The organism is Pseudotabrizicola sp., assembly GCF_030684215.1.
GTDB lineage: Bacteria > Pseudomonadota > Alphaproteobacteria > Rhodobacterales > Rhodobacteraceae > Pseudotabrizicola.
The window spans coordinates 51,028-72,045 of sequence record NZ_JAUXOV010000038.1 but is presented as its reverse complement, the minus strand read 5'-3'; the positions used below and the strand labels follow the sequence as shown (position 1 = coordinate 72,045).

General features: G+C 61.0%; 21 protein-coding genes. 14 read left to right on the top strand and 7 right to left on the bottom strand.

The features are described 5' to 3' along the window. Nucleotides 1–42: 42 nt before the first annotated feature. On the top strand, nucleotides 43–969 hold the full coding sequence (gene argF / locus Q8K08_RS06655) for an ornithine carbamoyltransferase (protein ID WP_304801489.1): 927 nt from the start codon (nucleotides 43–45) through the stop codon (nucleotides 967–969). A gap of 22 nt (nucleotides 970–991) precedes the next feature. On the opposite strand, the gene Q8K08_RS06650 is transcribed toward argF, so the two are convergent. From Q8K08_RS06650 to meaB, 4 genes are all read right to left on the bottom strand, one after another. Beyond that, on the bottom strand, nucleotides 992–1,537 hold the full coding sequence (locus tag Q8K08_RS06650) for a hemerythrin domain-containing protein (RefSeq protein WP_305249570.1): 546 nt from the start codon (nucleotides 1,535–1,537) through the stop codon (nucleotides 992–994). Nucleotides 1,538–1,591: 54 nt separating this feature from the next. Beyond that, the gene (locus Q8K08_RS06645) at nucleotides 1,592–2,767 is read right to left on the bottom strand and encodes an MFS transporter (RefSeq protein WP_304801485.1); all 1,176 of its coding nucleotides are present in this window, start codon (nucleotides 2,765–2,767) and stop codon (nucleotides 1,592–1,594) included. A 236-nt stretch (nucleotides 2,768–3,003) separates the two neighbouring features. Next, a complete protein-coding gene (locus Q8K08_RS06640) occupies nucleotides 3,004–3,219 on the bottom strand; it encodes a DUF1127 domain-containing protein (RefSeq protein ID WP_304800083.1) in 216 nt (71 codons plus the stop codon). Nucleotides 3,220–3,482: 263 nt separating this feature from the next. After that, the gene (gene meaB / locus Q8K08_RS06635) at nucleotides 3,483–4,460 is read right to left on the bottom strand and encodes a methylmalonyl Co-A mutase-associated GTPase MeaB (RefSeq protein ID WP_304800081.1); all 978 of its coding nucleotides are present in this window, start codon (nucleotides 4,458–4,460) and stop codon (nucleotides 3,483–3,485) included. Between the two features lie 160 nt (nucleotides 4,461–4,620). Between meaB and Q8K08_RS06630 the strand changes: the two genes are divergently transcribed. The 3 genes from Q8K08_RS06630 (at nucleotide 4,621) to rpmB (ending at nucleotide 8,433) form a co-directional block, all read left to right on the top strand. Continuing rightward, nucleotides 4,621–5,340, top strand: a complete 720-nt coding sequence (locus tag Q8K08_RS06630) for a DUF3108 domain-containing protein (protein ID WP_305249569.1) — start codon at nucleotides 4,621–4,623, stop codon at nucleotides 5,338–5,340. A 63-nt stretch (nucleotides 5,341–5,403) separates the two neighbouring features. Beyond that, a complete protein-coding gene (gene hrpB, locus Q8K08_RS06625) occupies nucleotides 5,404–7,833 on the top strand; it encodes an ATP-dependent helicase HrpB (RefSeq protein WP_305249568.1) in 2,430 nt (809 codons plus the stop codon). Between the two features lie 312 nt (nucleotides 7,834–8,145). Continuing rightward, on the top strand, nucleotides 8,146–8,433 hold the full coding sequence (gene rpmB / locus Q8K08_RS06620) for a 50S ribosomal protein L28 (protein ID WP_305249567.1): 288 nt from the start codon (nucleotides 8,146–8,148) through the stop codon (nucleotides 8,431–8,433). A 198-nt stretch (nucleotides 8,434–8,631) separates the two neighbouring features. Here the strand turns inward: rpmB and Q8K08_RS06615 are convergent, their stop codons facing one another. Further along, complete coding sequence (locus tag Q8K08_RS06615; RefSeq protein ID WP_304799843.1) at nucleotides 8,632–8,943, bottom strand: hypothetical protein; 312 nt, start codon at nucleotides 8,941–8,943, stop codon at nucleotides 8,632–8,634. Between the two features lie 368 nt (nucleotides 8,944–9,311). On the opposite strand from Q8K08_RS06615, the gene lepA reads away from it, so the two are divergent. Further along, complete coding sequence (gene lepA, locus Q8K08_RS06610; RefSeq protein ID WP_304799829.1) at nucleotides 9,312–11,111, top strand: translation elongation factor 4; 1,800 nt, start codon at nucleotides 9,312–9,314, stop codon at nucleotides 11,109–11,111. A 322-nt stretch (nucleotides 11,112–11,433) separates the two neighbouring features. Here the strand turns inward: lepA and Q8K08_RS06605 are convergent, their stop codons facing one another. Together Q8K08_RS06605 and Q8K08_RS06600 are read right to left on the bottom strand one after the other, a co-directional pair. Continuing rightward, a complete protein-coding gene (locus Q8K08_RS06605; protein WP_305249565.1) occupies nucleotides 11,434–12,018 on the bottom strand; it encodes a hypothetical protein in 585 nt (194 codons plus the stop codon). Between the two features lie 217 nt (nucleotides 12,019–12,235). After that, the gene (locus Q8K08_RS06600; RefSeq protein WP_304799833.1) at nucleotides 12,236–12,370 is read right to left on the bottom strand and encodes an entericidin A/B family lipoprotein; all 135 of its coding nucleotides are present in this window, start codon (nucleotides 12,368–12,370) and stop codon (nucleotides 12,236–12,238) included. Nucleotides 12,371–12,479: 109 nt separating this feature from the next. Here Q8K08_RS06600 and Q8K08_RS06595 point away from each other — a divergent pair, with 109 nt between their 5' ends. The 9 genes from Q8K08_RS06595 to Q8K08_RS06555 all read left to right on the top strand — a co-directional run bounded on the left by Q8K08_RS06595 (nucleotide 12,480) and on the right by Q8K08_RS06555 (nucleotide 21,011). Further along, nucleotides 12,480–12,791, top strand: a complete 312-nt coding sequence (locus Q8K08_RS06595; RefSeq protein WP_304799835.1) for a hypothetical protein — start codon at nucleotides 12,480–12,482, stop codon at nucleotides 12,789–12,791. Between the two features lie 54 nt (nucleotides 12,792–12,845). After that, nucleotides 12,846–14,096 (top strand): glycerate kinase, encoded by a 1,251-nt coding sequence (locus Q8K08_RS06590; RefSeq protein WP_305249564.1) that lies wholly within the window; start codon nucleotides 12,846–12,848, stop codon nucleotides 14,094–14,096. A 56-nt stretch (nucleotides 14,097–14,152) separates the two neighbouring features. Next, nucleotides 14,153–15,190, top strand: coding sequence for a LacI family DNA-binding transcriptional regulator (locus Q8K08_RS06585; RefSeq protein WP_304799839.1), 1,038 nt, complete (start codon nucleotides 14,153–14,155; stop codon nucleotides 15,188–15,190). Nucleotides 15,191–15,354: 164 nt separating this feature from the next. Then, nucleotides 15,355–16,671 carry an ABC transporter substrate-binding protein gene (locus Q8K08_RS06580; RefSeq protein WP_305249563.1) on the top strand — a complete coding sequence of 439 codons (1,317 nt, stop codon included), beginning with the start codon at nucleotides 15,355–15,357 and terminating at the stop codon, nucleotides 16,669–16,671. Between the two features lie 69 nt (nucleotides 16,672–16,740). Further along, nucleotides 16,741–17,688, top strand: coding sequence for a carbohydrate ABC transporter permease (locus Q8K08_RS06575; protein WP_305249562.1), 948 nt, complete (start codon nucleotides 16,741–16,743; stop codon nucleotides 17,686–17,688). Then, nucleotides 17,685–18,626 (top strand): carbohydrate ABC transporter permease, encoded by a 942-nt coding sequence (locus Q8K08_RS06570; protein ID WP_304804877.1) that lies wholly within the window; start codon nucleotides 17,685–17,687, stop codon nucleotides 18,624–18,626. Before Q8K08_RS06575 ends, Q8K08_RS06570 begins: the two co-directional genes overlap by 4 nt. 106 nt (nucleotides 18,627–18,732) lie before the next feature. Then, on the top strand, nucleotides 18,733–18,921 hold the full coding sequence (locus Q8K08_RS06565; protein ID WP_304797225.1) for a hypothetical protein: 189 nt from the start codon (nucleotides 18,733–18,735) through the stop codon (nucleotides 18,919–18,921). Between the two features lie 4 nt (nucleotides 18,922–18,925). Continuing rightward, complete coding sequence (locus Q8K08_RS06560) at nucleotides 18,926–20,023, top strand: ABC transporter ATP-binding protein (RefSeq protein WP_305249561.1); 1,098 nt, start codon at nucleotides 18,926–18,928, stop codon at nucleotides 20,021–20,023. Then, a complete protein-coding gene (locus Q8K08_RS06555) occupies nucleotides 20,016–21,011 on the top strand; it encodes an ABC transporter ATP-binding protein (RefSeq protein WP_305249560.1) in 996 nt (331 codons plus the stop codon). Before Q8K08_RS06560 ends, Q8K08_RS06555 begins: the two co-directional genes overlap by 8 nt. Nucleotides 21,012–21,018 lie beyond the last annotated feature (7 nt).

Below are 21,018 nucleotides of genomic sequence, written 5' to 3'. Positions count from 1 at the left end.
GGGCCAGCGCCCTCGGAATCTCCGCCAAACAAACGAAATGATATGAAACACTTCCTTGATATCCACAAAACCGACGCTGCCGAGCTCAGATCCATGATCGATTCGGCCCATGCGATGAAATCTGCCCGCAATGGTCGTCCGCGCGGCGCGCCGGATGATGACCAGCCGCTTGCCGGGCATATGGTGGCGCTAATCTTCGAGAAACCTTCGACCCGCACCCGCGTGTCATTTGACGTTGGCGTCCGGCAAATGGGCGGGCAGACCATGGTGCTGTCGGGCAAGGAAATGCAACTGGGCCATGGCGAGACGATTGCCGACACTGCCCGCGTGCTGTCGCGCTATGTCGATCTGATCATGATCCGTACGTTTGAAGAAGCAACGCTGCTGGAAATGGCTGAACATGCCACTGTCCCGGTGATCAACGGCCTGACCAATCGCACGCACCCGTGCCAGATCATGGCGGACGTTATGACCTATGAAGAACATCGTGGGCCGATTGCCGGGAAAAAGGTGGTCTGGTGTGGCGATGGCAACAATGTTGCGGCCTCTTTCCTGCATGCCGCCGGACAGTTCGGCTTTGATTTCACCTTCACCGGACCAGAACCCTTGGACCCGGAGGATAAATTCGTGCAATTCGCCCGCGCCAAAGGGTCGGATGTGCAGATCGAGCGCGATCCGCATACTGCCGTGATCGGGGCCGATCTGGTGGTCACCGATACCTGGGTCAGCATGCATGACCCCGAATCCGCCAAGGAACGCCGCCACAACCAGTTGCGCGGCTATCAGGTCAATGAAGCGCTGATGGCGAAGGCCAAGCCTGACAGCCTGTTCATGCATTGCCTGCCGGCGCATCGCAACGACGAGGCGTCCAGCGCTGTCATGGATGGCCCGCATTCGGTGATCTTTGACGAGGCCGAGAATCGGCTGCACGCGCAAAAGGCGATCATGCGCTGGTGCCTTGGCAAGTAACGGGTGGCTTTTCGCGCCCGGTTCAGCCCATCTGGTGTTTGAGGATGACGGGGATGATCAGATCTTCCTCATCCTCCAGATGCCGGATCAGCTGACGCTCAAACGGGGCCAGCGAGGCGTGAAAGGCCAAGGCGGCTTCGCGTAGATCTTCGGCCTGCAAGGCAGCATTGGCTGAGGTCACAAACCCATCCAGCAACCCATCCAGCGCATGGTGGTCCCTGTCCAGAATGTCAAACCCGCGTGCAAGCCGGGGTTCCAGCTTGACCATGGCGGGGAAGTAGCTGGCATCTTCAATCTGATGATGCCCGATCAGCCCCTGCACCAGTTGCTCGCCGCCGCGCAGCAGGCGGCCCTGCCAGCGGTTTGGGTCGATCTTGCCTTCGGCCATATGTTCGGCATCCTGGCGCAGACCCGACATCAGATCGCGAAAACCAAGGTGACGGTCCAGCCAAAACGCTGCCAGCCCCTCAAACCCCGGCACGTCAGACCATCCCGCGCGCGGCCAGTCGGCCAGCAGGGTCACAAGATCGGGCGGCAGGCGGTCGCGGTGGGCAAGGTTTTGCGTCATAGAGCGTTAAATAGCCGAGTGGCGAACGACCGCAATCCTTGAATGCGGGTCTGGCTAAGCAACGGCGCGCAACTCATCTGCGCCTGCGGTGCGCCCTGACAGCAAGGCCACCACGATCAGCAACAGCGACAGCACCGCATAGGTGACACGAAAGCCAATGACCTCGGCCACAAAGCCGATGCTGGCCGGGGCCACAAGAATGCCTGCGTAGCCTATCATCGTGACCGCAGCTATCGCCGTGCCAGAGGCCACACCCGGATAGTTGCCGGCCGCCGAGAACAGGATCGGCACCATATTGGCGACCCCAAGCCCGGTGATGAAAAACGCGGCAATCGCCAGTGTATCACCGGGGGCGACCGCCGCCAGCATCATGCCTGCCGCCGCCACCAGCCCTGATATACGCAGGGTCAGCACCGCGCCAAAGCGGTTGCGCACGCCATCACCCGCAAAGCGCATGATCGCCATGGCACCTGCGAAAAACGCAAAGCCAAGGCCCGAGCGGAACACGTCTGACCCCATATCCTTTTGCAGATACAGTGCCGCCCAATCCAGCACCGCACCTTCGGGCACCATCGACAGCAGTGCCATCGCGCCTAACAGCCAAAGCCCTGCATCGCGCGGCAACAGAATGCGCTTTTCCCTTGTGCCAATGGTCGGGATCGCCGGGGCAGGGGCCTCGCCGCGCAAAATCGGCATCACAGCCACCACCATTGCAGCCGTGACCATGGCCACAAGGATCGCCTGCACTTCGGCCCCCCAATGCGCGATCACCCAAGCCCCGGCAGAGCCGCCGACAAAGCCGCCAAGGCTCCAGAACCCGTGTGACGATGACATGATGGCCCGGCCCAGCCGGCGTTCGACTTCGACCGCATTGGCGTTCATTGCCACATCCATGCAGCCGATCAACGCGCCAAGCAGAGCCATGGCCGGAACCAGCACCGGCATCGAAGGGGAAAACACCACCACGGGCAGCGCGGCCGAGGCCGACAGCGCAAAGCCGCGCAACACCGCCACAGACCCGAACCGCCCGATCAGCCGCCCGGTGAACAGCATCGCCCCCACCGCGCCTACGCCCAGCACCAGTATCAGAATGCCCAGCGTGAATTCGGTGATCTCATGGCGTGGTAACAGCAGCGGGATCTGCGGCGCCCATGCCCCCATGACAAACCCGGCCGCCGTAAACATTACCGCCACCGCCCACCGTGCGCGCCGTGCTTCTGTCATGGTCATGCCGGCTCTCCCTGTCTTGCGTGCTTTGCGTAAACCGGGCGCGGGGGCGGAACCAGCCCCCCGATCTTCACAGATTGTGTCAGCGCTAACGGCGCCGCCCGTCGCACAAAAGAAAACGGCGAACCGGGGGAGGACCGGTTCGCCGCAAAACCTGTTGGCGCAGGGAGGAGGAGAGCGCCTTCAGGAGGTCGGTATCGCTGCGAATGACGTCTTGTGTCGTCATCGACAGCGACGTGTTATTTGCCGTAAGCGGCTTCGTGTGCGATGTCTTCGATCGACACGCGGGCGACATTGATGTCTGCCAGATCGCGGTCAGACATTGCCGACAATTCGTTCAGGGTTTGCAGATAGACCGCACGACGTTCGCGGGCCACATTCCACTTGGCCAGAACATCGCCCATCCATCCGCCGACTTGAATGCCAGCAATCGTTTGCGTGTTCGTATAAGCCATAATCGTATCCTCTTCATCATCTTCGGATCGGTCAAGGCGGCCCATCCGCCCCTTCCGTTGATCATAAGATGGAGCAAATGCTGCGCCTGCACAATCCGCAGATTGGCCAAAGCCGATATGCAAAAAATGCATAGCTTTTCCGGGTCAATTTCATCAGAAGCGTACCTTTTTCCCTATTTTAGGCACAATTCGGGTGGTACGGGCCAAAAAAGCCGCAAAGCCCCCCTGTTTGCGCCGTGCCGTGCCTGATCGCTGAACTGTTGTCAGCCCCGGCCCAGCAGGGCCAGCATCTGCGTTGCGGCTTCTTCGGGGGACAAGGCTCCGGCTTCGACCTTTGTGCCAAGGGCAGCCATGGACCCTTTTGCCGGCTCGCGGTCCAACACCGAAAGCAAGCCCTGTCGGACTTCTTCGCGGAACCAGTGCCGGGCCTGATGCGCGCGGCGGGTTTCCCAATGCCCATGCTGCCTGCGCCAGTCTGCCAGTGCCTGCATGTCGGCCCAAGCCTCGGTCAAGCCGCTGTCAGTGATGGCTGACACGCACAGGGCGCGGGGAAAGCCTTCGGGGTCTTGTGGCCTGCGCCGCAACAGATGCAGTGCCCCGGCATAATCGGCCCGCGTGCGCATGGCGGCAGGCTTCAGATCGCCGTCGGCCTTGTTCACAAGAATCATGTCAGCCATTTCCATGATGCCGCGCTTGACGCCCTGCAACTCATCGCCCCCCGCTGGGGCCAACAACAGGATGAACAGATCACAGATTTCAGCCACCACGGTTTCTGACTGGCCTACACCCACGGTTTCTACCAGAATCACATCAAACCCTGCCGCCTCGCACAGCGCCACCGCCTCACGCGTGCGGCGCGCGACACCGCCCATCTGTGCCTGCGAAGGGGACGGTCGGATGAACGCGGCAGGCTCACGGCTTAGCCGTTCCATCCGGGTTTTGTCGCCAAGGATTGACCCACCCGACCGGGCCGAAGACGGGTCCACCGCCAGCACGGCCACGCGCAGGCCCTGTGCCACCAGCATCATGCCAAAGGTTTCGATAAAGGTGGACTTCCCCACCCCCGGCGTACCCGACAGCCCGATGCGCAGGGCCTGCCGCCCTGCTGCGCGCGCCTGTGCAACCAGTTCCACCGCCTCGGTCCGGTGATCGGCGCGCGCGCTTTCCACCCGCGTGATCGCGCGTGCCAAGGCGCGACGGTCCCCGGCGATTACGGCTTTGGCCAGTTCGGTCATTTCCATTTGCGCGCCCATCCGTCACATCTGCTTGATCTGGCACCGCTTGCGGCAGTTTCCCGCCACTTTGGCCACCCAGATCGTTTCATCTGCCTTTCATGCCCTATAGTTTAGTCCTATGCCAGACCGTCCCCTGTATGCCGACCCTTCCCGCAAGGAGCCTGCCATGTTGCCGCGATATGTTGTTTCCGGGCTTATCGCCCTTTGGCTTGCCGCGCCTGTTGCCGCGCAAGAAACATCATCAGCGCAGTACACGATTTCAGTCAGCGGCCTGACGGCGGGCAAGATGACGCTTGCGGCCAACCATGATGGGGCAAGCTATGCGCTGACCTCCAACACCGCCTCGGCCGGGTTGGCAGGGCTGTTTCGGTCGTTCAGCGTGATCACACGCGCGCAAGGAGCAGAGCGCGATGGCCGCCTGATACCTGCCCGCTATTCCGCGCAAGCCGACGGCGCACGCGAGGGGCGGGGGGCCGAACTGGCGTTCAAAGGCGGTGTCGCAACAGTGGTCAAGGCGGATGCACCCGCGCCTGAGGCCCCTGTGGTCGATCCCGCGCAACACAACGGCGCAATTGATCCGCTGACAGGGCTATATGCCATTCTGCGTGACACAGACCCCGCCCGCGCCTGCCAGTTGGATTTCAAAATGTTTGACGGGCATCGCATCAGTCGGGTGACCTTGTCATCGCCTGCGGCAGTTGGTGATGGCCTGATGTGTCAGGGTGTATATCGTCGGATTGACGGGTATCCGGCCGAGGAACTGGCCAAGCGCGGCTCTTTTCCGTTTGCGGTGACCTATCGCCCTGCCGAAAATGGCAAATTGCGGGTGACAGAGGTGTCTATGGACAGCTTGTTTGGCCCCGCGCGCATGACCCGCGACAACTGATCCCCGTGGCACGGGATGCGCTGGCCCCTTGATCTGCGTGGCTGCTGGCCCTAACCCCGGCACATGTCCGATACGCTGCCCCCCTCAGACCCGCTTCCGATTGATGAGGTGATCCCGGCCCTACAAGCCGCGATGGCAAAGCAGGGCATTGCCGTGCTGCAAGCCCCGCCCGGCGCGGGCAAGACAACCCGCGTGCCATTGGCGTTGCTGGCGCAGACAGCAGGCCGCATCCTGATGCTGGAGCCGCGCCGCCTTGCCACCCGCGCTGCCGCTGCCCGCATGTCCGACACACTGGGTGACCCCTTGGGCCAGACCGTCGGCTACCGCATGCGGGGCGAGGCCAAGGTCAGCCAGAAGACCCGGATCGAGGTGGTGACCGAAGGTATTCTGACCCGGATGATCCAGTCAGATGCCGAACTGCCCGGTATCGGGCTGATCATCTTTGATGAATTTCATGAACGCTCTGTGCAGGCCGATCTGGGTTTGGCGCTTGCGCTGGAAATCCGGGGCGCTCTGCGTGCGGACCTGCAATTGCTGGTGATGTCGGCCACGTTGGACGCAGGCCCCGTTGCTGCGTTGATGGGGGATGCACCGCTTATCACCTCTGAGGGCCGCGCGTTTCCGGTGGAAACCCGCTGGCTGCCCCGCCCGCCTGATGCCTCGCTGCGCTATGAAGCTGCAGTCGCAGCGCTGGTCCGGCAGGCGCTGGACGAGGTGTCCGACGGCGATGTGCTGGTGTTCTTGCCCGGTGAGGGTGAAATTCGCCGGGTTGAGGCGCAATTGCAGGGTACCTCTGGACTGACAATCCGGCCGCTGTTCGGCGCGATGGAGTTTGCGGCGCAGCAGGCTGCCCTTGGCCCCGCGGAAGGCCGCAAAGTGGTGCTTGCGACATCTATTGCAGAAACCTCACTGACGATCCCCGGCGTGCGGGTGGTGGTAGATGGCGGGCGGGCGCGGCGGGCGCGGTTTGATCCGGCCTCTGGCATGTCGCGGCTGGTGACGGAACGGGTGACACGGGCCGAGGCCGAACAACGCCGGGGCCGGGCAGGGCGCGTGGCGCCGGGTGTGTGCTACCGTCTGTGGACGCGCGGCGAAGAGGGCGGCCTTGCCGCCTTTCCCCCGGCCGAGATCGAAGCTGCCGATCTGACCCCGCTGGCGCTGGAACTGGCGCTGTGGGGCGCGACTGATCTGCCGTTCCTTACCCCGCCGCATCCCGGTGGGCTGGCCGAGGCGCAAGCCCTGTTGCAAGGCTTGGGTGCCCTGGATGCAAAGGGCGGTATCACGGCCCATGGTCGCGCGCTGGCGGCGTTGCCGCTGCACCCTCGGCTTGCACATATGCTGGTGATTGCAGGGCCGAACGCGGCCCCGCTGGCAGCGCTTTTGGCCGAGCGTGACCCGTTGCGCGGGGTGGGGGTGGATATGTTGACCCGACTGAAAGCGATCGACAAACCGCCAGCCGAGGCGCACCGCCCGACCATTGAGCGCATCCGGCTTGAGGCGCGCCGGCTTGCGCGCATGGTGCCAACGGCCCGGATGCCAGACCTGTCACCCGCCCAGATGGCGGCGCTTGCCTACCCCGACCGCATTGGCCTGCGCCGAACAGGCGATGTGCCGCGCTGGCTGCTGTCGGGCGGCAAGGGGGCGGCAATGGCGGCGGGTCAGATGTTGTCTGGCGCGCGGTTGATCGTGGCGACCGATCTGGACGGCGACCCGCGTGAGGCGCAGCTCAGGCAGGCAGTGGCGATCCCGGAGGCCGAAATACGCGCGCTGTTCACCGACCAGATCACTTGGGTCGATGTCTGCGAATGGTCTCGCCGGGATGGCAAGGTGCTTGCCCGCAAGCAGGAACGCTTTGGCACGCTGGTGCTGGCCGAGCGGCACTGGACCGATCCACCATCTGACATTCTTGCCCGCGCGGCCCTCGATGGTGTGCGCCAGATCGGCCTGACATGGTCTGCGGCGGCCCGTCGCCTTCGGGCCCGATTGCGGCTGGCGCAAGGCGATGGCTGGCCCGATCTTGACGACGCCGCATTGCTGGCCAGCGCTGAAGACTGGCTGCTTCCCTATCTGAGCAACAAACGCAGCGAGGCCGATCTGCGCGCACTGGATCTGACCGACCCGTTGAAGGCGCTGATCGGCTGGGAACGGATGGCGCATACCGATGCACAGGTTCCGGCAAGTTTCGAGACACCCTTGGGCCGCAAGGTGCCGATTGATTATGACGGCGATCACCCGTCAATTGAACTGCGCTTGCAAGAAATGTTCGGGGTGACGCGGCACCCGACTGTCGGTCCCAGACACCTGCCGCTGCGAATCACCCTGCTGTCGCCCGCGCAGCGTCCTGTGCAGGTCACGCTGGATTTGCCGGGCTTCTGGGCAAACAGTTATTCTGACGTGCGCAAGGATATGCGGGGCCAATATCCACGCCACCCATGGCCCGAAGACCCAACCGCCGCTGATCCGACTTTGCGTGCAAAGCCCCGCGGAACGTGACGCAAAATGAGCGCGCTACGCGCGCGTTATTTATGTCTCGGCTCTGGCCTGCGGCCGACCGCCTCGGCTGTGCGCTCCACGCGGGAGTATTTGGAAAGCGGCAATGACAAGCACAGGCCTTTGGCATTGCTGCTTTCCATACACTCCGGGGTTTGGGGCAGCGCCCCAATACTTGGCTGGGGCATGGGTGAATCGCTTGACGAGGGGGACAATCGCGCGTAAACGCAGCCATCGAATTCGAGGTCGCGCCTGCGCGGCCTTGCTCATTTTGCACATTACGCCGTGTTGGCGTTGACTTGAAGGATAGTGACGATGTCGCGCGTCTGCGAACTCTCGGGCAAGGGCCCGATGACCGGTAACACCATCAGCCACGCGAACAACAAGTCGCGTCGCCGTTTCTTGCCGAACCTGAACGAAGTCACCCTGATTTCGGACACGCTTGGCCAGTCGTTCAAGCTGCGCATCTCGGCGGCAGCTTTGCGCACGGTTGATCATCGTGGCGGGCTGGATGCGTTTCTGGCCAAAGCCAAGGATGTCGAGTTGTCCGGTGCTGCGTTGAAGATCAAAAAAGACATTGCAAAGGCTCAGGCCGCCGCCTGATCTTTTACTGATTGAACTGCAACACCCGTCCGCAGATTTGCGCGGCGGGTTTTGCTTTTGATGTGAGCGCGGGCGACTTTGTGTTGCTGGGGCCATACGCTGTTCCGCACGTGCGCAGGCAAGAAATAACGAAGCCCCACCTGTCGGGGACGGGCAGGGCTGCTTTCGCTGGGATGGCTTTGACGGGTGCGCTTTGCACTATCTGGCGCAAGTGGCCTCGGCCTGTTGGCCAAAGCTTTTGTAGCGACGCCAGAATTCATTGTCGTTGTCCGACTTTGACATGCGCACCTTTTGAGCGCGGTCCGGATCCTTGAAGAAGGCTGCTGCTTTGCGTTGGTCTGGCCCGCGCAGGGTCATGTTGGCGACCTGCTGCACACAGGCACAGACCGAGCGGTTGGCGGCTTTGCGATCAGAGTTCATGCAGGCCCGCTCAATTGGACCGGCCAATGCAATGCCGCTTGAAATGGAGAGCACCACGGCAGCACAGGCTGCTAGGACAACAGGTTTCATCATCGTTTTCTGCCTCATTGCCGGGGACGGGGAAAACCTCCGCCACTGGTCGTTTTTCTGTCACCCATCATGCCGATTCGTCCGGGGTTTTTCAATGCCGCAGCGCGGCTGGGCGGAGGATTGCCCAAAGCGGCCACCCCTTGCGGCAAGAGCGCAAATGGCCACAAGATCATGCGGCATTCAGGCCGCTTTCGGCCCTGCATCAACGCAGGGTTCTTTGGTAGCCGTGGCGCAATTGGCCAGCGAAGCCCTCAAAGGCAGAGAATCATTCGGGCAGATCCGTCACAAGGCGGCAGATTGCGCCAGGGCCTGCCTGCAAACGCCTCAACCCTCTTCCCGGCCCCATATTTCCAAGCTATATGCCGCGCATGACCCAACTTGATCTCATCCGCAATTTCTCCATCGTGGCCCATATTGACCACGGTAAATCCACCCTCGCTGACCGGCTCATTCAGATGACCGGCACAGTGGCTGCGCGCGATATGAAGGCGCAGATGCTGGACAGTATGGATATCGAGCGCGAGCGCGGGATCACGATCAAGGCCAACACGGTGCGGATCGAGTATCCGGCCAAGGATGGCAAGACCTATATTCTGAACCTGATTGACACCCCCGGCCACGTTGACTTTGCCTATGAGGTCAGCCGCTCGATGCGCGCGGTTGAGGGCAGTTTGCTGGTGGTTGATGCGTCGCAAGGGGTTGAGGCGCAGACCCTGGCCAACGTTTATCAGGCGCTGGACGCCGGGCATGAGATTGTGCCGGTCTTGAACAAGATCGACTTGCCGGCCGCCGAACCCGAGCGGGTCAAGGCGCAGATTGAGGATGTGATCGGGCTGGATGCCTCAAACGCGATCAACATTTCGGCCAAATCCGGCCTTGGCATTCCCGATGTGCTGGAGGCGATTGTTACACGTCTGCCCGCGCCAAAGGGTGACCGCAACGCGCCGCTCAAGGCGATGCTGGTGGATTCGTGGTACGACGCCTATCTGGGTGTGGTTGTGATGATCCGTGTCATCGACGGCACGATCCGCAAGGGCGACCGCATCCGCATGATGCAGACCAACGCGGTGTATGGTGTTGACAAGCTGGCGGTGCTGAAACCGCAGATGGTGGATATTGAAGAGCTGGGACCGGGCGAGATCGGGATCTGGACCGGGTCGATCAAGCAGGTCCGCGATACGCGTGTGGGCGACACCATCACGTCCGAGAAAAAGGGCTGTGAGACGGCATTGCCGGGCTTTAAACCTGCGCAGCCTGTGGTGTTCTGCGGCCTGTTCCCGGTGGATGCCGCCGATTTTGAAGACCTGCGCGATGCGATTGAAAAGCTGCAACTGAACGACGCGTCTTTCAGCTCCGAGATGGAAACCAGCGCCGCCCTTGGCTTTGGCTTTCGCTGCGGCTTCCTCGGGCTGCTGCACCTTGAGGTGATCCGCGACCGGTTGGAGCGGGAATATGACCTTGATCTGATCACCACCGCGCCAAGCGTTGTGTTCAAGCTGCACATGAAAGACGGCGAGGTGCGCGATCTGCACAACCCCGCCGACATGCCCGACCTGACCTATATTGACCACATCACCGAGCCGCGCATCAAGGCCACCATCATGGTGCCTGATGAATATCTGGGCGATATCCTGAAGCTGTGTCAGGACCGGCGCGGCATTCAGCTTGACCTGTCCTATGCCGGCAGTCGCGCGATGGTGGTTTATGACCTGCCGCTGGCCGAGGTGGTGTTCGACTTCTACGACCGTCTGAAATCGGTGACCAAGGGCTATGCCAGCTTTGACTATGTGATCAGCGAATACCGCGAGGATTTTCTGGTCAAGATGTCGATCCTTGTGAACGAAGAACCCGTCGACGCGCTGTCGATGATGGTGCACCGCGACCGGGCCGAGGCACGGGGCCGCGCGATGGTGGAAAAGCTGAAAGAGCTGATCCCCCGGCACATGTTCAAAATCCCGATTCAGGCGGCGATTGGCGCGCGGGTGATTGCACGTGAGACGCTCAGCGCGATGCGCAAGGATGTGACGGCGAAATGCTACGGCGGCGACGCGTCGCGCAAGCGCAAGCTGCTGGACAAGCAGAAAGCCGGCAAGAAGAAGATGCGGCAGTTTGGTAAGGTGGAGATTCCCCAGGAGGCGTTTATTTCGGCGCTTAAGATGGATGGGTGAGCGCCTTGCGCCGCTCACCCACGGCGCTACTTGTCTACGAGCATCGGAAATGCTGTCTTAGCGTAAATTTTTCTGCCGGTTATCTGGCAGATCCGCCACTTTCGGAAAATGAGTTTTTTTCCTGGCGGAACTACAAAACTAGGTACCATGCTTGTCTCCTTTTCTCTCAGTCAGCGTGTCTTGCTAATCAAGGAGTTTTGCTCTAGCTTTGACTTGCTTAAAGTGTGGCTAGTTCTCTTTGACAGTTCGGCGACGTCGGGCTGACTCAGTTTTTACGACGCCAAATCTCGAGAGGCTCCCGACGAAGTCGGGAGCCTTTTGTTTACGTAGCCCCTCTTTGCGCTGTCAGGAGCTTTTGGGTGTCCAGATGCCACCTGCGGCCCACTGATTTGAAAAATGAGGTCCGCGAGAGAATTGCCGATAGGTTTGCAACCTCGTTCTCTTGTGCGACGCGGAAGCCGAGTTGCGCAAATTCGTCTATGAGTTCAGATGTGGAGCGCGGTCCAGTGCGCAATGTAATCAAGACTGCATAGCGGCGAACATCAATCGTATGTTGCCTTACTTTAGGCTCTCCATCGCTAAGGTCAAATTTTCTTAAATCATACGACGTCTTCTCTGACGTGTCTGGATTTTCAACGCGCACTTCAAGATCATCGCCAGTATACTGCGCCATCGACGGTTTATCGGGAAGTTCATTTGGGATGTCGCCGATCGCCTGCATTAACATTGCTTTCTCGTCTGAGGTAGTGGCCCTCAAATGTTCAAGCTCACTAAGTTGACGTTTGAGGGCTTCGACCTTTAGGGCTACCTCACGTAGTTGATGACTTACTGCAGGGATTTCGTGCGACAAAGCGGACAATTTTTCGTCTTTCATCGCAATCAGTTTTCTCAAGATATTGGTATCCACAGTAGTTACCCTCGAATCGCACGCGCTTATCCGTTAATCGATACTATTATCAGCGGTCCCCTTGGTCAACCGTGCGTCATAATGACGTGCCACAAATTTATTTAACGTGCCGTGTGAATATTTGGGGTCGGAATGAAGGTGCTGAGGGGGCTCCTACACAACGTAAACAAAAAGGCAGGGTAAATGCCCTGCCTTTCCCATACACGTCTCAATCGGATCAGCGCGAAGCCGCCCGCGCTTCCTGTGTGATCGCAGCGCCTGCCACTTGCAGATCACGGCCCGCTCCGGCGACGGTGCCGCAGGCGGAGAGGGTGAGGGCGGCGAGCAGGGACAGGGTGGTGATGCGGGGCATGGGGTATCCTCTCGGGTGATGTCGTCTGCCAACGTTTGACCGCAGCTTTGGTTCCCTGCGCCACCACCGGCTTAACGCGGTGTTAACCATGGGTCGGCACAGTGGCGGGATGAAAATACTCCCGCTTCTCCTTTTCATCCTCCTCGGCGCCTGTGGTGCCCAGCCCGCGCCGCAGTTCTTTGGGGCGCAGCGCACCGATGTGACCCGCGACGGGCGCAGCTATACGGTCTATCAAAAGGGCAGTGCGGTCGAAATCATCCGCCTTGGCTATGCCCGCCGGGGCGAGCATCAGGGCATTCGCGCCACCATGATCACCCTGATCCCCGAGGTCACTGGCTGCACCCTGATCGACAGCAGCCTGCAAGGCGACAGTGGCGAGATGCGCGGCCGATTGCGTTGCCCGGACAAAGCCAAGGATTGATTGCCGGGTTCGCCCCGCCTTATACAGGCGGGCGCACTGACCCGAGGATGCCAGATGATCACCGACCCCGCCGCATTTCTCCGCCGCCTGTTTGACCGCGCGGTTGAAGTGGCCGACCCGATGCGCAGTCTGGCCCAACATTTGCCGCCCCGCCCAAAGGGACGCGTGGTGGTGATCGGCGCAGGCAAGGCCAGCGCCCGGATGGCCGAGGCGGTCGAGGCGGCCTGGGGCCCCTGCGACGGGCTGGTGATCACCCGCTACGGCTATGCGCGGCCCTGCGCCGGGATCGAGATTGTCGAAGCCGCCCATCCGGTGCCCGATGCCGCAGGGCAGGCGGCCACCACGCGGATGCTGGAACTGCTGACCAGCCTTGGAGCCGATGATTTCGTGCTGGCCCTGATTTCGGGCGGCGCGTCGGCGCTTCTTGTGGCCCCGGTTGAGGGCGTCAGTCTGGCGGAAAAGCAGGCGGTGAATGCTGCGCTTCTGGCCTCGGGCGCGCCGATTGACCGGATGAACACGGTGCGCAAACACCTTAGCCGGGTCAAGGGCGGGCAGCTGGCCGCCGCTGCCTATCCGGCGCAGATGTTGGCGCTGATGATTTCGGATGTGCCGGGCGATGATCCGGCGTTTATCGGCTCTGGCCCCACGGTGGGCGATGCCAGCACCCCCGCAGATGCCATGGCCATTCTTGACCAATGGCAGATCGCGGTGCCTGCTTCGGTGCGTGCGGCGCTGGAACGCGGCTCGTGCGTGGTGTCGCCGGATGATCCGCGCATGTCACAGGTGGTCAACCAGATCTACGCAGCCCCGCTGCAATCGCTGAACGCTGCCGCTGCCCTTGCGCAAGCGGCGGGCTGCGAGGTGCGGCTGCTGGGTGATGCGCTGGAAGGTGAGGCGCGCGCAGTGGCCGCGGATCACGCGGCCATGGCTTTGACGATCAGGGATGGCCTGCACCCCGGCGCCAAGCCGGTGCTGCTTTTGTCAGGCGGAGAGTTGACGGTGACGCGGCGCGGTGATGGCATTGGCGGACCAAATGCGGAATATGCGCTGGCGCTGGCCATTGCGCTGAACGCAGCGCGCGGCATTCATGCCATTGCCTGTGACACTGATGGTGTTGACGGCGCGGCAGAGGTGGCGGGCGCGCTGATCTCGCCCGAAACCCTGTCGCGCGCAGGTGCAAGCTCCGCAGCTGCGCTTGACAGGAACGATGCGCACAGCTTTTTTGCCAGTGTGGATGGTCAGGTTGTGACTGGCCCCACCCTGACCAATGTCAATGATTTTCGCGCCATCCTGATCATGGCATGAGCCAGACAGAATACATCTGATTGACGTACCTCAGATTTTGGCGCTATGCCTGAATTATGGGCAGGCCAACCGTCACAGATATCGCACGAGAGGCCGGGGTTAGCCTTGCCACAGTGGACCGTGTGTTGAACGCACGCCCTGGTGTGCGGGACAAGACCATCGCCGCTGTGAATGACGCCATCGCCCGATTGGGCTATGTGCGCGACATGGCGGCCGCAAATCTGGCGCGGGGTCGCAATTCGCGGGTCGCCATTTTGCTGCCGGACACGCAAAGCCAGTTCGTGGATACGTTGCATGATGCGATTGGGCAGGAGGCCACACTTGCCTCGGCAGCCCGCATGCAGGTCGAGCTTGTGCGCTACCCCGGCGCAAACATGCACGTACTTGCCGCGATCCTGTCGGATCTGGTGGCGGGGGGGATCTCTGGTGTTGCGCTGATGGCGCCGGAAACGCCGGTGGTGCGCGATGCCTTGCGCAGCGTGAATGCGGCGGGTGTTCCGGTCGTCGCCATGGTGTCTGATCTGCCCAACAGCGGTGCTGCGCATTATGTCGGGATCGACGGCTATGCCGCGGGGCGCACAGCGGGCCTGCTGATGGGGCGCTTTCTTGGGGCCCAAACCCCCCGTGTCATGGTTATAGCGCAATCCATGCTGTTGCGCGACAGTATCGAACGGAGGCGCGGTTTTGATGCGGTGATGCTGCGCGACTTTCCCGGTATCGAGGTGGGGCAGACCCTGGAATCACATGGCGCCCCCGAAATCTTGCAGCAGGTGATGCGCGAGGCGCTTTCCTCCAGCGGGCCGATTGGCGGCATTTACCTTTTGGGCAGCGGTCACCGGGCCTTGGCGCAGGTCTTGTCGGAAATGGGCCTGCTTGGTCGTGTCGTCACAATCGGGCACGAACTGACGCCGCACACGATTGCAGCGTTGCAGGCGGGGTGGCTGGATGCGGTGATCGCCCAGAATGTCGGGCATCTGGCCCGCAGCACCTTGCGGGTCTTGCAGGCCAAGGTGGATCAGCAACCCATAAACGAATCGCAAGAACGCCTCAGGCTAGAGATTATCTTGCGCGAAAATCTGCCCCTGACCCCCTGACGGGCGCTATCAAAGCGGTTTGAAATGCCGTTTTTCGCCAAATGATGTGCGTACCTCAAAAATGATGGACAGCAGCAGTTTCGCTGCCTATCGTCAGGCCAGCAATCCCGATGGCGGCCAAAGGAGGGGCGTCCTTGTGCGTTTGCATTCAGGGAGGAAAACCAATGAAGGTAAGACTTTTGACCGCAACCGCGGTTGGCGCTTTGTTGTCTGCCGGCGTCGCCTCGGCTCAATCCAATGAACTGACCTTGTGCTGGGCCGCTTGGGATCCGGCCAACGCACTTGTCGAATTGTCCAAGGATTTTGAGGCACAATCCGGCATCAAGATGAAATTCGAATTCGTGCCTTGGCCGAATTTTGCCGACCGGATGCTGAACGAACTCAATTCCGGTGGCCAGCTTTGTGACCTGTTGATCGGTGACAGCCAGTGGATTGGCGGCGGGGCGGAAAACGGCCATTACATCAAGCTGAACGATTTCTTTGCCGCAGAATCCATCAGCATGGACGACTTTGCCCCGGCGACCGTTTATGCCTATTCAACTTGGCCCAAGGGTGAACCGAACTATTACGCCTTGCCTGCGATGGGCGACGCAAACGGCTGGTTCTACCGCAAGGACTGGTTCGAGCGCGACGACATCCGTGCCGCTTTCCTTGAAGCAACCGGACGCGAGCTGGGAGAGCCGCAGACCCAGAAGGAACTGCTTGAAATTGCGCAATTCTTCCAAGGGCGTGAAATTGACGGCCAGACCGTTTACGGCGCGTCGATCTTTACCGAGCGCGGGTCCGAGGGCATTACGATGGGGGCCACTGGCGCGCTTTATGCTTGGGGCTTCAAGTATGAAAACACCCCGGGCCAATATGATATGGAGGGCGCGGTAAACTCGCCTGAAGCGGTCGAGGCATTGGAGTTCTACAAGGAACTTTACAAGACCGGCACCCCGCCCGGCTATGACAATGCCTATATGGAACAGTCGCTTGATGCGTTCAAATCCGGTCAGGTTGCAATGGCGATGAACTGGTTTGCGTTCTTTCCGGGGCTTGCCGCTGACCCGACCGTGGGCGGCGACAAGATCGACTTTTTCGTGAACCCGGCGCAGAACCAGCCCGCATCGACCCTAGGTGGTCAGGGCATTTCGGTTGTCAGCTACTCCGACAATGTTGAGGGCGCCCTGCAATACGTGAAATGGTTCGCACAGCCGGATGTGCAGCAGAAATGGTGGTCGATGGGCGGCTATTCCTGCCATGTTTCGGTGCTGAATGACCCCGGTTTCAAGGACAGTGCCCCCTTTGCCGCCGACTTTCTGGCAGCGATGGATAACGTCTACGACTTCTGGCAGGAACCGGCCTATGCCTCACTTCTGCTTGCGATGCAGGACAGGCTGCACAACTACGTGGTGGCCGATCAGGGCACCGCACAAGAGGCGCTGGATGGTCTGATCGCTGATTGGACCGAAGTATTTGAAGACGAAGGCAAATTGTAAGTTGCCTTTCGGGTGCGCCGGGGTCTTCCCGACGCACCCACCCCCTTTTGTCCCCGCAGGACCGTTCCCATGACCGATACGCCGATCGACCGAATGGCGCGTGCCACACCGCGCATCGTGGCACGCCGCGTGCGCGGGTTGTCAGACCGCGCCATCGCTTGGCTGTTTGTGGCCCCCACGATCTTTTTGCTGCTGGCGATCAACATTTTCCCGCTGATCTGGACCGTGCGGTTGTCCTTCACCAACTATGCAGCCAACCGTCCGGGGCGCGAGGTGGAATGGGTGGGACTGCGCAACTATGAGCGTATCCTGACCAGTGAAGGCATCTGGGCCAATATGCAGACCACAGCGCATTTTCTGATCTGGACCATCACGTTGCAGGTGCTGATCGGGTTCACTCTGGCCTGGCTGATCAACCGCAAGTTCAAGGGCAATGACCTTTTGACCACGCTGATCGTGCTGCCGATGATGCTGTCGCCCGCCGTGGTGGGCAATTTCTGGACGTTTCTGTATCAGCCGCAGATCGGGTTGTTCAATTACATGATCGAACTTGTTACCGGCACACCTGCCAGCTCGTTCTCGATGCTGGGGCCGGGGGGACTGGCGAAATGGTCGATCATCATCGTGGATACCTGGATGTGGACGCCCTTTGTCATGCTGATCTGTCTGGCAGGCTTACGGTCGATCCCGGACTATATTTATGAGGCGGCCGAAGTGGACCGCGCCAGCAAGTGGCGGCAGTTCTGGACCATCACCGTGCCAATGGTGCTGCCGTTTTTGATGCTGGCGGTGCTGTTCCGTGGCATCGAGAATTTCAAGATGTTCGATATGGTGGTGCTGCTGACAGGCGGGGGGCCGGGCAATGAAACCTTGCTGGCCTCCATCGATCTGAAGCGCGAAGCGTTTGAGAAGTGGCGCACCGGCTATTCCAGCGCCTATGCGATCATCCTGTTCGTCACCGTCTTTGGTCTGGCCTCGGTCTATGTCAAAGCCCTGAACAAGGTTAAGCAAAGATGAGCGCTTATTCCGTCACCGAGCCTTCGCGCGCGTCAAAATCCGTCGCTGCCGTGCTGGTCGTGGTCTATGCGATCATCACGCTGCTGCCGCTGCTGTGGATTATCTCGACTGGCTTCAAATCTGGCCCCGACAGCATAAGTTACCCGCCACGCGTGCTGTTCGAGCCAAGTCTTGAAGGCTACGTCAACCTGTTTACTACCCGCACCCGCATTGGGGCCGAGCAATTCGCGGCCCTGCCGCCGCCCGAGACCTGGTATGACAAGATCGTCCGCCAAAGCGGCACTGTCATCGCCGGGCAAAGCCGGTTTGGCGAGCGGTTCATGAATTCGGTGATCATCGGCTTTGGCTCTACTGCGCTGTCGATCTTTCTGGGGACGCTGGCGGCCTATGCGTTCTCGCGCTTCAAGGTGCCGCTGAAAGACGACCTTTTGTTCTTCATCCTCTCCACCCGGATGATGCCCCCCATTGCGGTCGCGATCCCGATTTATCTGATGTATCGAGAACTGGGGCTGTCAGACACCCATCTGGGCATGATCCTGCTGTATACGGCGGTGAACATCAGCCTTGCGGTCTGGCTTCTCAAAGGCTTCATCGACGAGATCCCGCGCGAATACGAAGAAGCCGCGCTGATTGACGGCTACACACGGTTTCAGGCGTTCCGCAAAGTGGTGCTGCCGCAGGCGGCCACCGGGATTGCCTCAACCGCCATTTTCTGCCTGATCTTCGCTTGGAACGAATATGCCTTCGCCGTCCTGCTGACGAGCGGCAAGGCCCAGACCGCGCCACCCTTCATCCCCACGATCATCGGGGTCGGCGGTCAGGACTGGCCGGCCGTGGCCGCTGGTGCCACCCTGTTCCTGCTGCCGGTGATGATCTTCACCATCCTGCTGCGCAAACACCTGCTGCGCGGAATCACCTTCGGCGCGGTGCGCAAATGAGGGCGCACTGCATTTTCTGTTGGAAAATACCCCCGCCGGAGGCTCCCAGCCTTGGCCGGGGGTGCCTCCGGCGGGGATATTTAAGAACAGGTAGTGAGGCAAAATCATGAGCAGTTTTGTGACCGGACTTCTGCGATTGCGGCGTGGGTCGTGGGAAAATTTGTCGACGGTTTTGATCGCGCTGGGTGTGGTGATGCTGATGCAGCCGTTCTTTCTGTGGGCGTTTACCTACAGCTTTATCGTGACCCTTATTGGCACAGTGATGTTCATCATCACGAGCCATTTCCCGGAGTAGAGCCTTGGCCGAAATCGTGATCCGCAATCTGCGCAAGGAATTCGGTGCCTTTACCGCAGTGCAGGGCTCGTCTTTCACCATTGGCAACGGTGAATTCTTCATGCTGTTGGGGCCGTCGGGCTGTGGCAAGACCACCACCTTGCGGATGATCGCCGGGCTGGAACTGCCGACCAGTGGCGAGATTTTGATGGACGGCGAGGACGTGTCGCAGCGCCCGGCCTCACAGCGCGACATTGCCATGGTGTTTCAGATGTTCGCGCTTTACCCGCATATGAACGTGCGGCGCAACATCAGCTATCCGCTGGTGAGCCAAGGCGTGCCTCGCGCTCAGGTGCAGGCCAAGGTGGCCGAGGTGGCGCGCATTCTGGGTATCACCGACATTCTGGAAAAGCCGGTGGGCGGACTGTCGGGCGGCGACCGGCAGCGGGTGGCTCTGGGCCGGGCGATAGTGCGCAACCCCAAGGCCTTCATGATGGACGAGCCGCTTGGCGCGCTTGATGCCGAGTTCCGCGAGCACATGGCCGAGGAATTGCGCGCCCTGCATGACCGGATGGGGGCGACCACGGTTTATGTCACGCATGACCAACTGGAGGCGATGCAGATGGGCGACAAGATCGTGGTGATGAATCATGGGGTGGTTGAGCAGTTCGGCACGCCACAGGATATCTATGACCACCCCGCCACACTGTTTGTTGCCGATTTCATTGGCAGCCCGTCGATGAATTTCCTGCGCTTTCAGGGGGCTGTGCGGGCGGGCGATACATCAGTCAATCTGGGCGGGGTGACCATCGCCATGTCTGAAGTGCAGCAAGAGGCCAGCCCGCGCGATCTGGTGCTGGGTGTGCGCCCCGAGCATGTCACCCTGTCAGACAGTGGCCCTTATCGCGGACGCATTCTGGCCAGCGAATATCTTGGCACGTCGCAGATCATCACGCTTGACTGCGCGCATGGTGTGGTCAAGGCCCGCGCGCCTTCGGGTCAGGTGGTGCGCAGTGGAGATACGGTAGGACTTTCGTTCCGAGCGGGCACGCTGGCGCTGTTTGATGCAGCGTCCGGGCGGGCGTTCCGCACGGCGGCGAATGCGGCGGTGCAGCATGGCTGAGGTTGTTCTGAGCGGTGTAACGAAGTCCTTTGGCGCCACGCAGGCGCTGCGCGATGTGTCGCTGACCATCCCGGATGGTGCTTTTGTGGTTTTGCTTGGGCCCACTGGCGCGGGTAAGACCACCACGCTGCGGCTGATTGCCGGGCTGGAGCGGCCCGACAGCGGCGCCATTGCCATCGGGGGTGCATCGGTTGTGAACGACATGCCCGCACAGCGCGATGTGGCGATGGTGTTCCAGCAATACTCGCTTTATCCGCATCTGTCGGTGCGCGACAATCTGGCCTTTCCGTTGCGCAGTCCGGTGATCAACATGCCCGAGCCGGAGATTGCCTCTCGCGTGCAGGCAGTGGCCGAGGCGCTGCGGATCGGGCATAAACTGGACAACAAGGCCACGGCTCTGTCGGGCGGCGAGATGCAGCGCGTGTCGATCGGGCGGGCGCTGGTGCGCCAGCCGCGGATCTATCTGATGGACGAGCCGCTCAGCAGCCTTGATGCGAAACTTCGCGCTGATCTGCGGGTAGAGCTGAAACGCATTCATGCCGAGCTTGGCGCGACCTTCCTTTATGTCACGCACGACCAGATCGAGGCGATGACCATGGCCACCCATGTCGGCGTGCTAGATCAGGGCAGTCTGGTGCAGTTCGGCACCCCGCGCGAAATCTATGAGGATCCGGTCAGCACCTATGTCGCCAGCCGACTGGGCCAGCCGCGCATGATCTTGTTGCCGGCTGATACTTTCGGCCCCGGTGCGCCGCCCAATGCAACACAGATGGGGCTGCGTCCTGAACATATCTTGATCGGCGAAGGCCACCCCGCGACCGTGCGGCGGGTCGAGCGGCTGGGCGACCAGACCCGGCTGCATCTTGCCTTTGGCCCGCATGACATCATTACCCTTGCAGACCCTCACACGCCATTGGCTTCGGGGGACACGATCGCCATCCGTCCGCAAAGCCCGTTGTGGTTTGACGCGGACGGCAACCGCCTCTGAGGAGTCG

What these genes read in the sequence shown, in the direction of transcription:
- argF (WP_304801489.1), top strand. Translation starts at nt 43, where the DNA reads ATGAAACACTTCCTTGATATCCACAAAACCGACGCTGCCGAGCTCAGA.
- Q8K08_RS06650 (WP_305249570.1), bottom strand. Translation starts at nt 1,537, where the DNA reads ATGACGCAAAACCTTGCCCACCGCGACCGCCTGCCGCCCGATCTTGTG.
- Q8K08_RS06645 (WP_304801485.1), bottom strand. Translation starts at nt 2,767, where the DNA reads ATGACCATGACAGAAGCACGGCGCGCACGGTGGGCGGTGGCGGTAATG.
- Q8K08_RS06640 (WP_304800083.1), bottom strand. Translation starts at nt 3,219, where the DNA reads ATGGCTTATACGAACACGCAAACGATTGCTGGCATTCAAGTCGGCGGA.
- meaB (WP_304800081.1), bottom strand. Translation starts at nt 4,460, where the DNA reads ATGGAAATGACCGAACTGGCCAAAGCCGTAATCGCCGGGGACCGTCGC.
- Q8K08_RS06630 (WP_305249569.1), top strand. Translation starts at nt 4,621, where the DNA reads ATGTTGCCGCGATATGTTGTTTCCGGGCTTATCGCCCTTTGGCTTGCC.
- hrpB (WP_305249568.1), top strand. Translation starts at nt 5,404, where the DNA reads ATGTCCGATACGCTGCCCCCCTCAGACCCGCTTCCGATTGATGAGGTG.
- rpmB (WP_305249567.1), top strand. Translation starts at nt 8,146, where the DNA reads ATGTCGCGCGTCTGCGAACTCTCGGGCAAGGGCCCGATGACCGGTAAC.
- Q8K08_RS06615 (WP_304799843.1), bottom strand. Translation starts at nt 8,943, where the DNA reads ATGAAACCTGTTGTCCTAGCAGCCTGTGCTGCCGTGGTGCTCTCCATT.
- lepA (WP_304799829.1), top strand. Translation starts at nt 9,312, where the DNA reads ATGACCCAACTTGATCTCATCCGCAATTTCTCCATCGTGGCCCATATT.
- Q8K08_RS06600 (WP_304799833.1), bottom strand. Translation starts at nt 12,370, where the DNA reads ATGCCCCGCATCACCACCCTGTCCCTGCTCGCCGCCCTCACCCTCTCC.
- Q8K08_RS06595 (WP_304799835.1), top strand. Translation starts at nt 12,480, where the DNA reads ATGAAAATACTCCCGCTTCTCCTTTTCATCCTCCTCGGCGCCTGTGGT.
- Q8K08_RS06590 (WP_305249564.1), top strand. Translation starts at nt 12,846, where the DNA reads ATGATCACCGACCCCGCCGCATTTCTCCGCCGCCTGTTTGACCGCGCG.
- Q8K08_RS06585 (WP_304799839.1), top strand. Translation starts at nt 14,153, where the DNA reads ATGGGCAGGCCAACCGTCACAGATATCGCACGAGAGGCCGGGGTTAGC.
- Q8K08_RS06580 (WP_305249563.1), top strand. Translation starts at nt 15,355, where the DNA reads ATGAAGGTAAGACTTTTGACCGCAACCGCGGTTGGCGCTTTGTTGTCT.
- Q8K08_RS06575 (WP_305249562.1), top strand. Translation starts at nt 16,741, where the DNA reads ATGACCGATACGCCGATCGACCGAATGGCGCGTGCCACACCGCGCATC.
- Q8K08_RS06570 (WP_304804877.1), top strand. Translation starts at nt 17,685, where the DNA reads ATGAGCGCTTATTCCGTCACCGAGCCTTCGCGCGCGTCAAAATCCGTC.
- Q8K08_RS06565 (WP_304797225.1), top strand. Translation starts at nt 18,733, where the DNA reads ATGAGCAGTTTTGTGACCGGACTTCTGCGATTGCGGCGTGGGTCGTGG.
- Q8K08_RS06555 (WP_305249560.1), top strand. Translation starts at nt 20,016, where the DNA reads ATGGCTGAGGTTGTTCTGAGCGGTGTAACGAAGTCCTTTGGCGCCACG.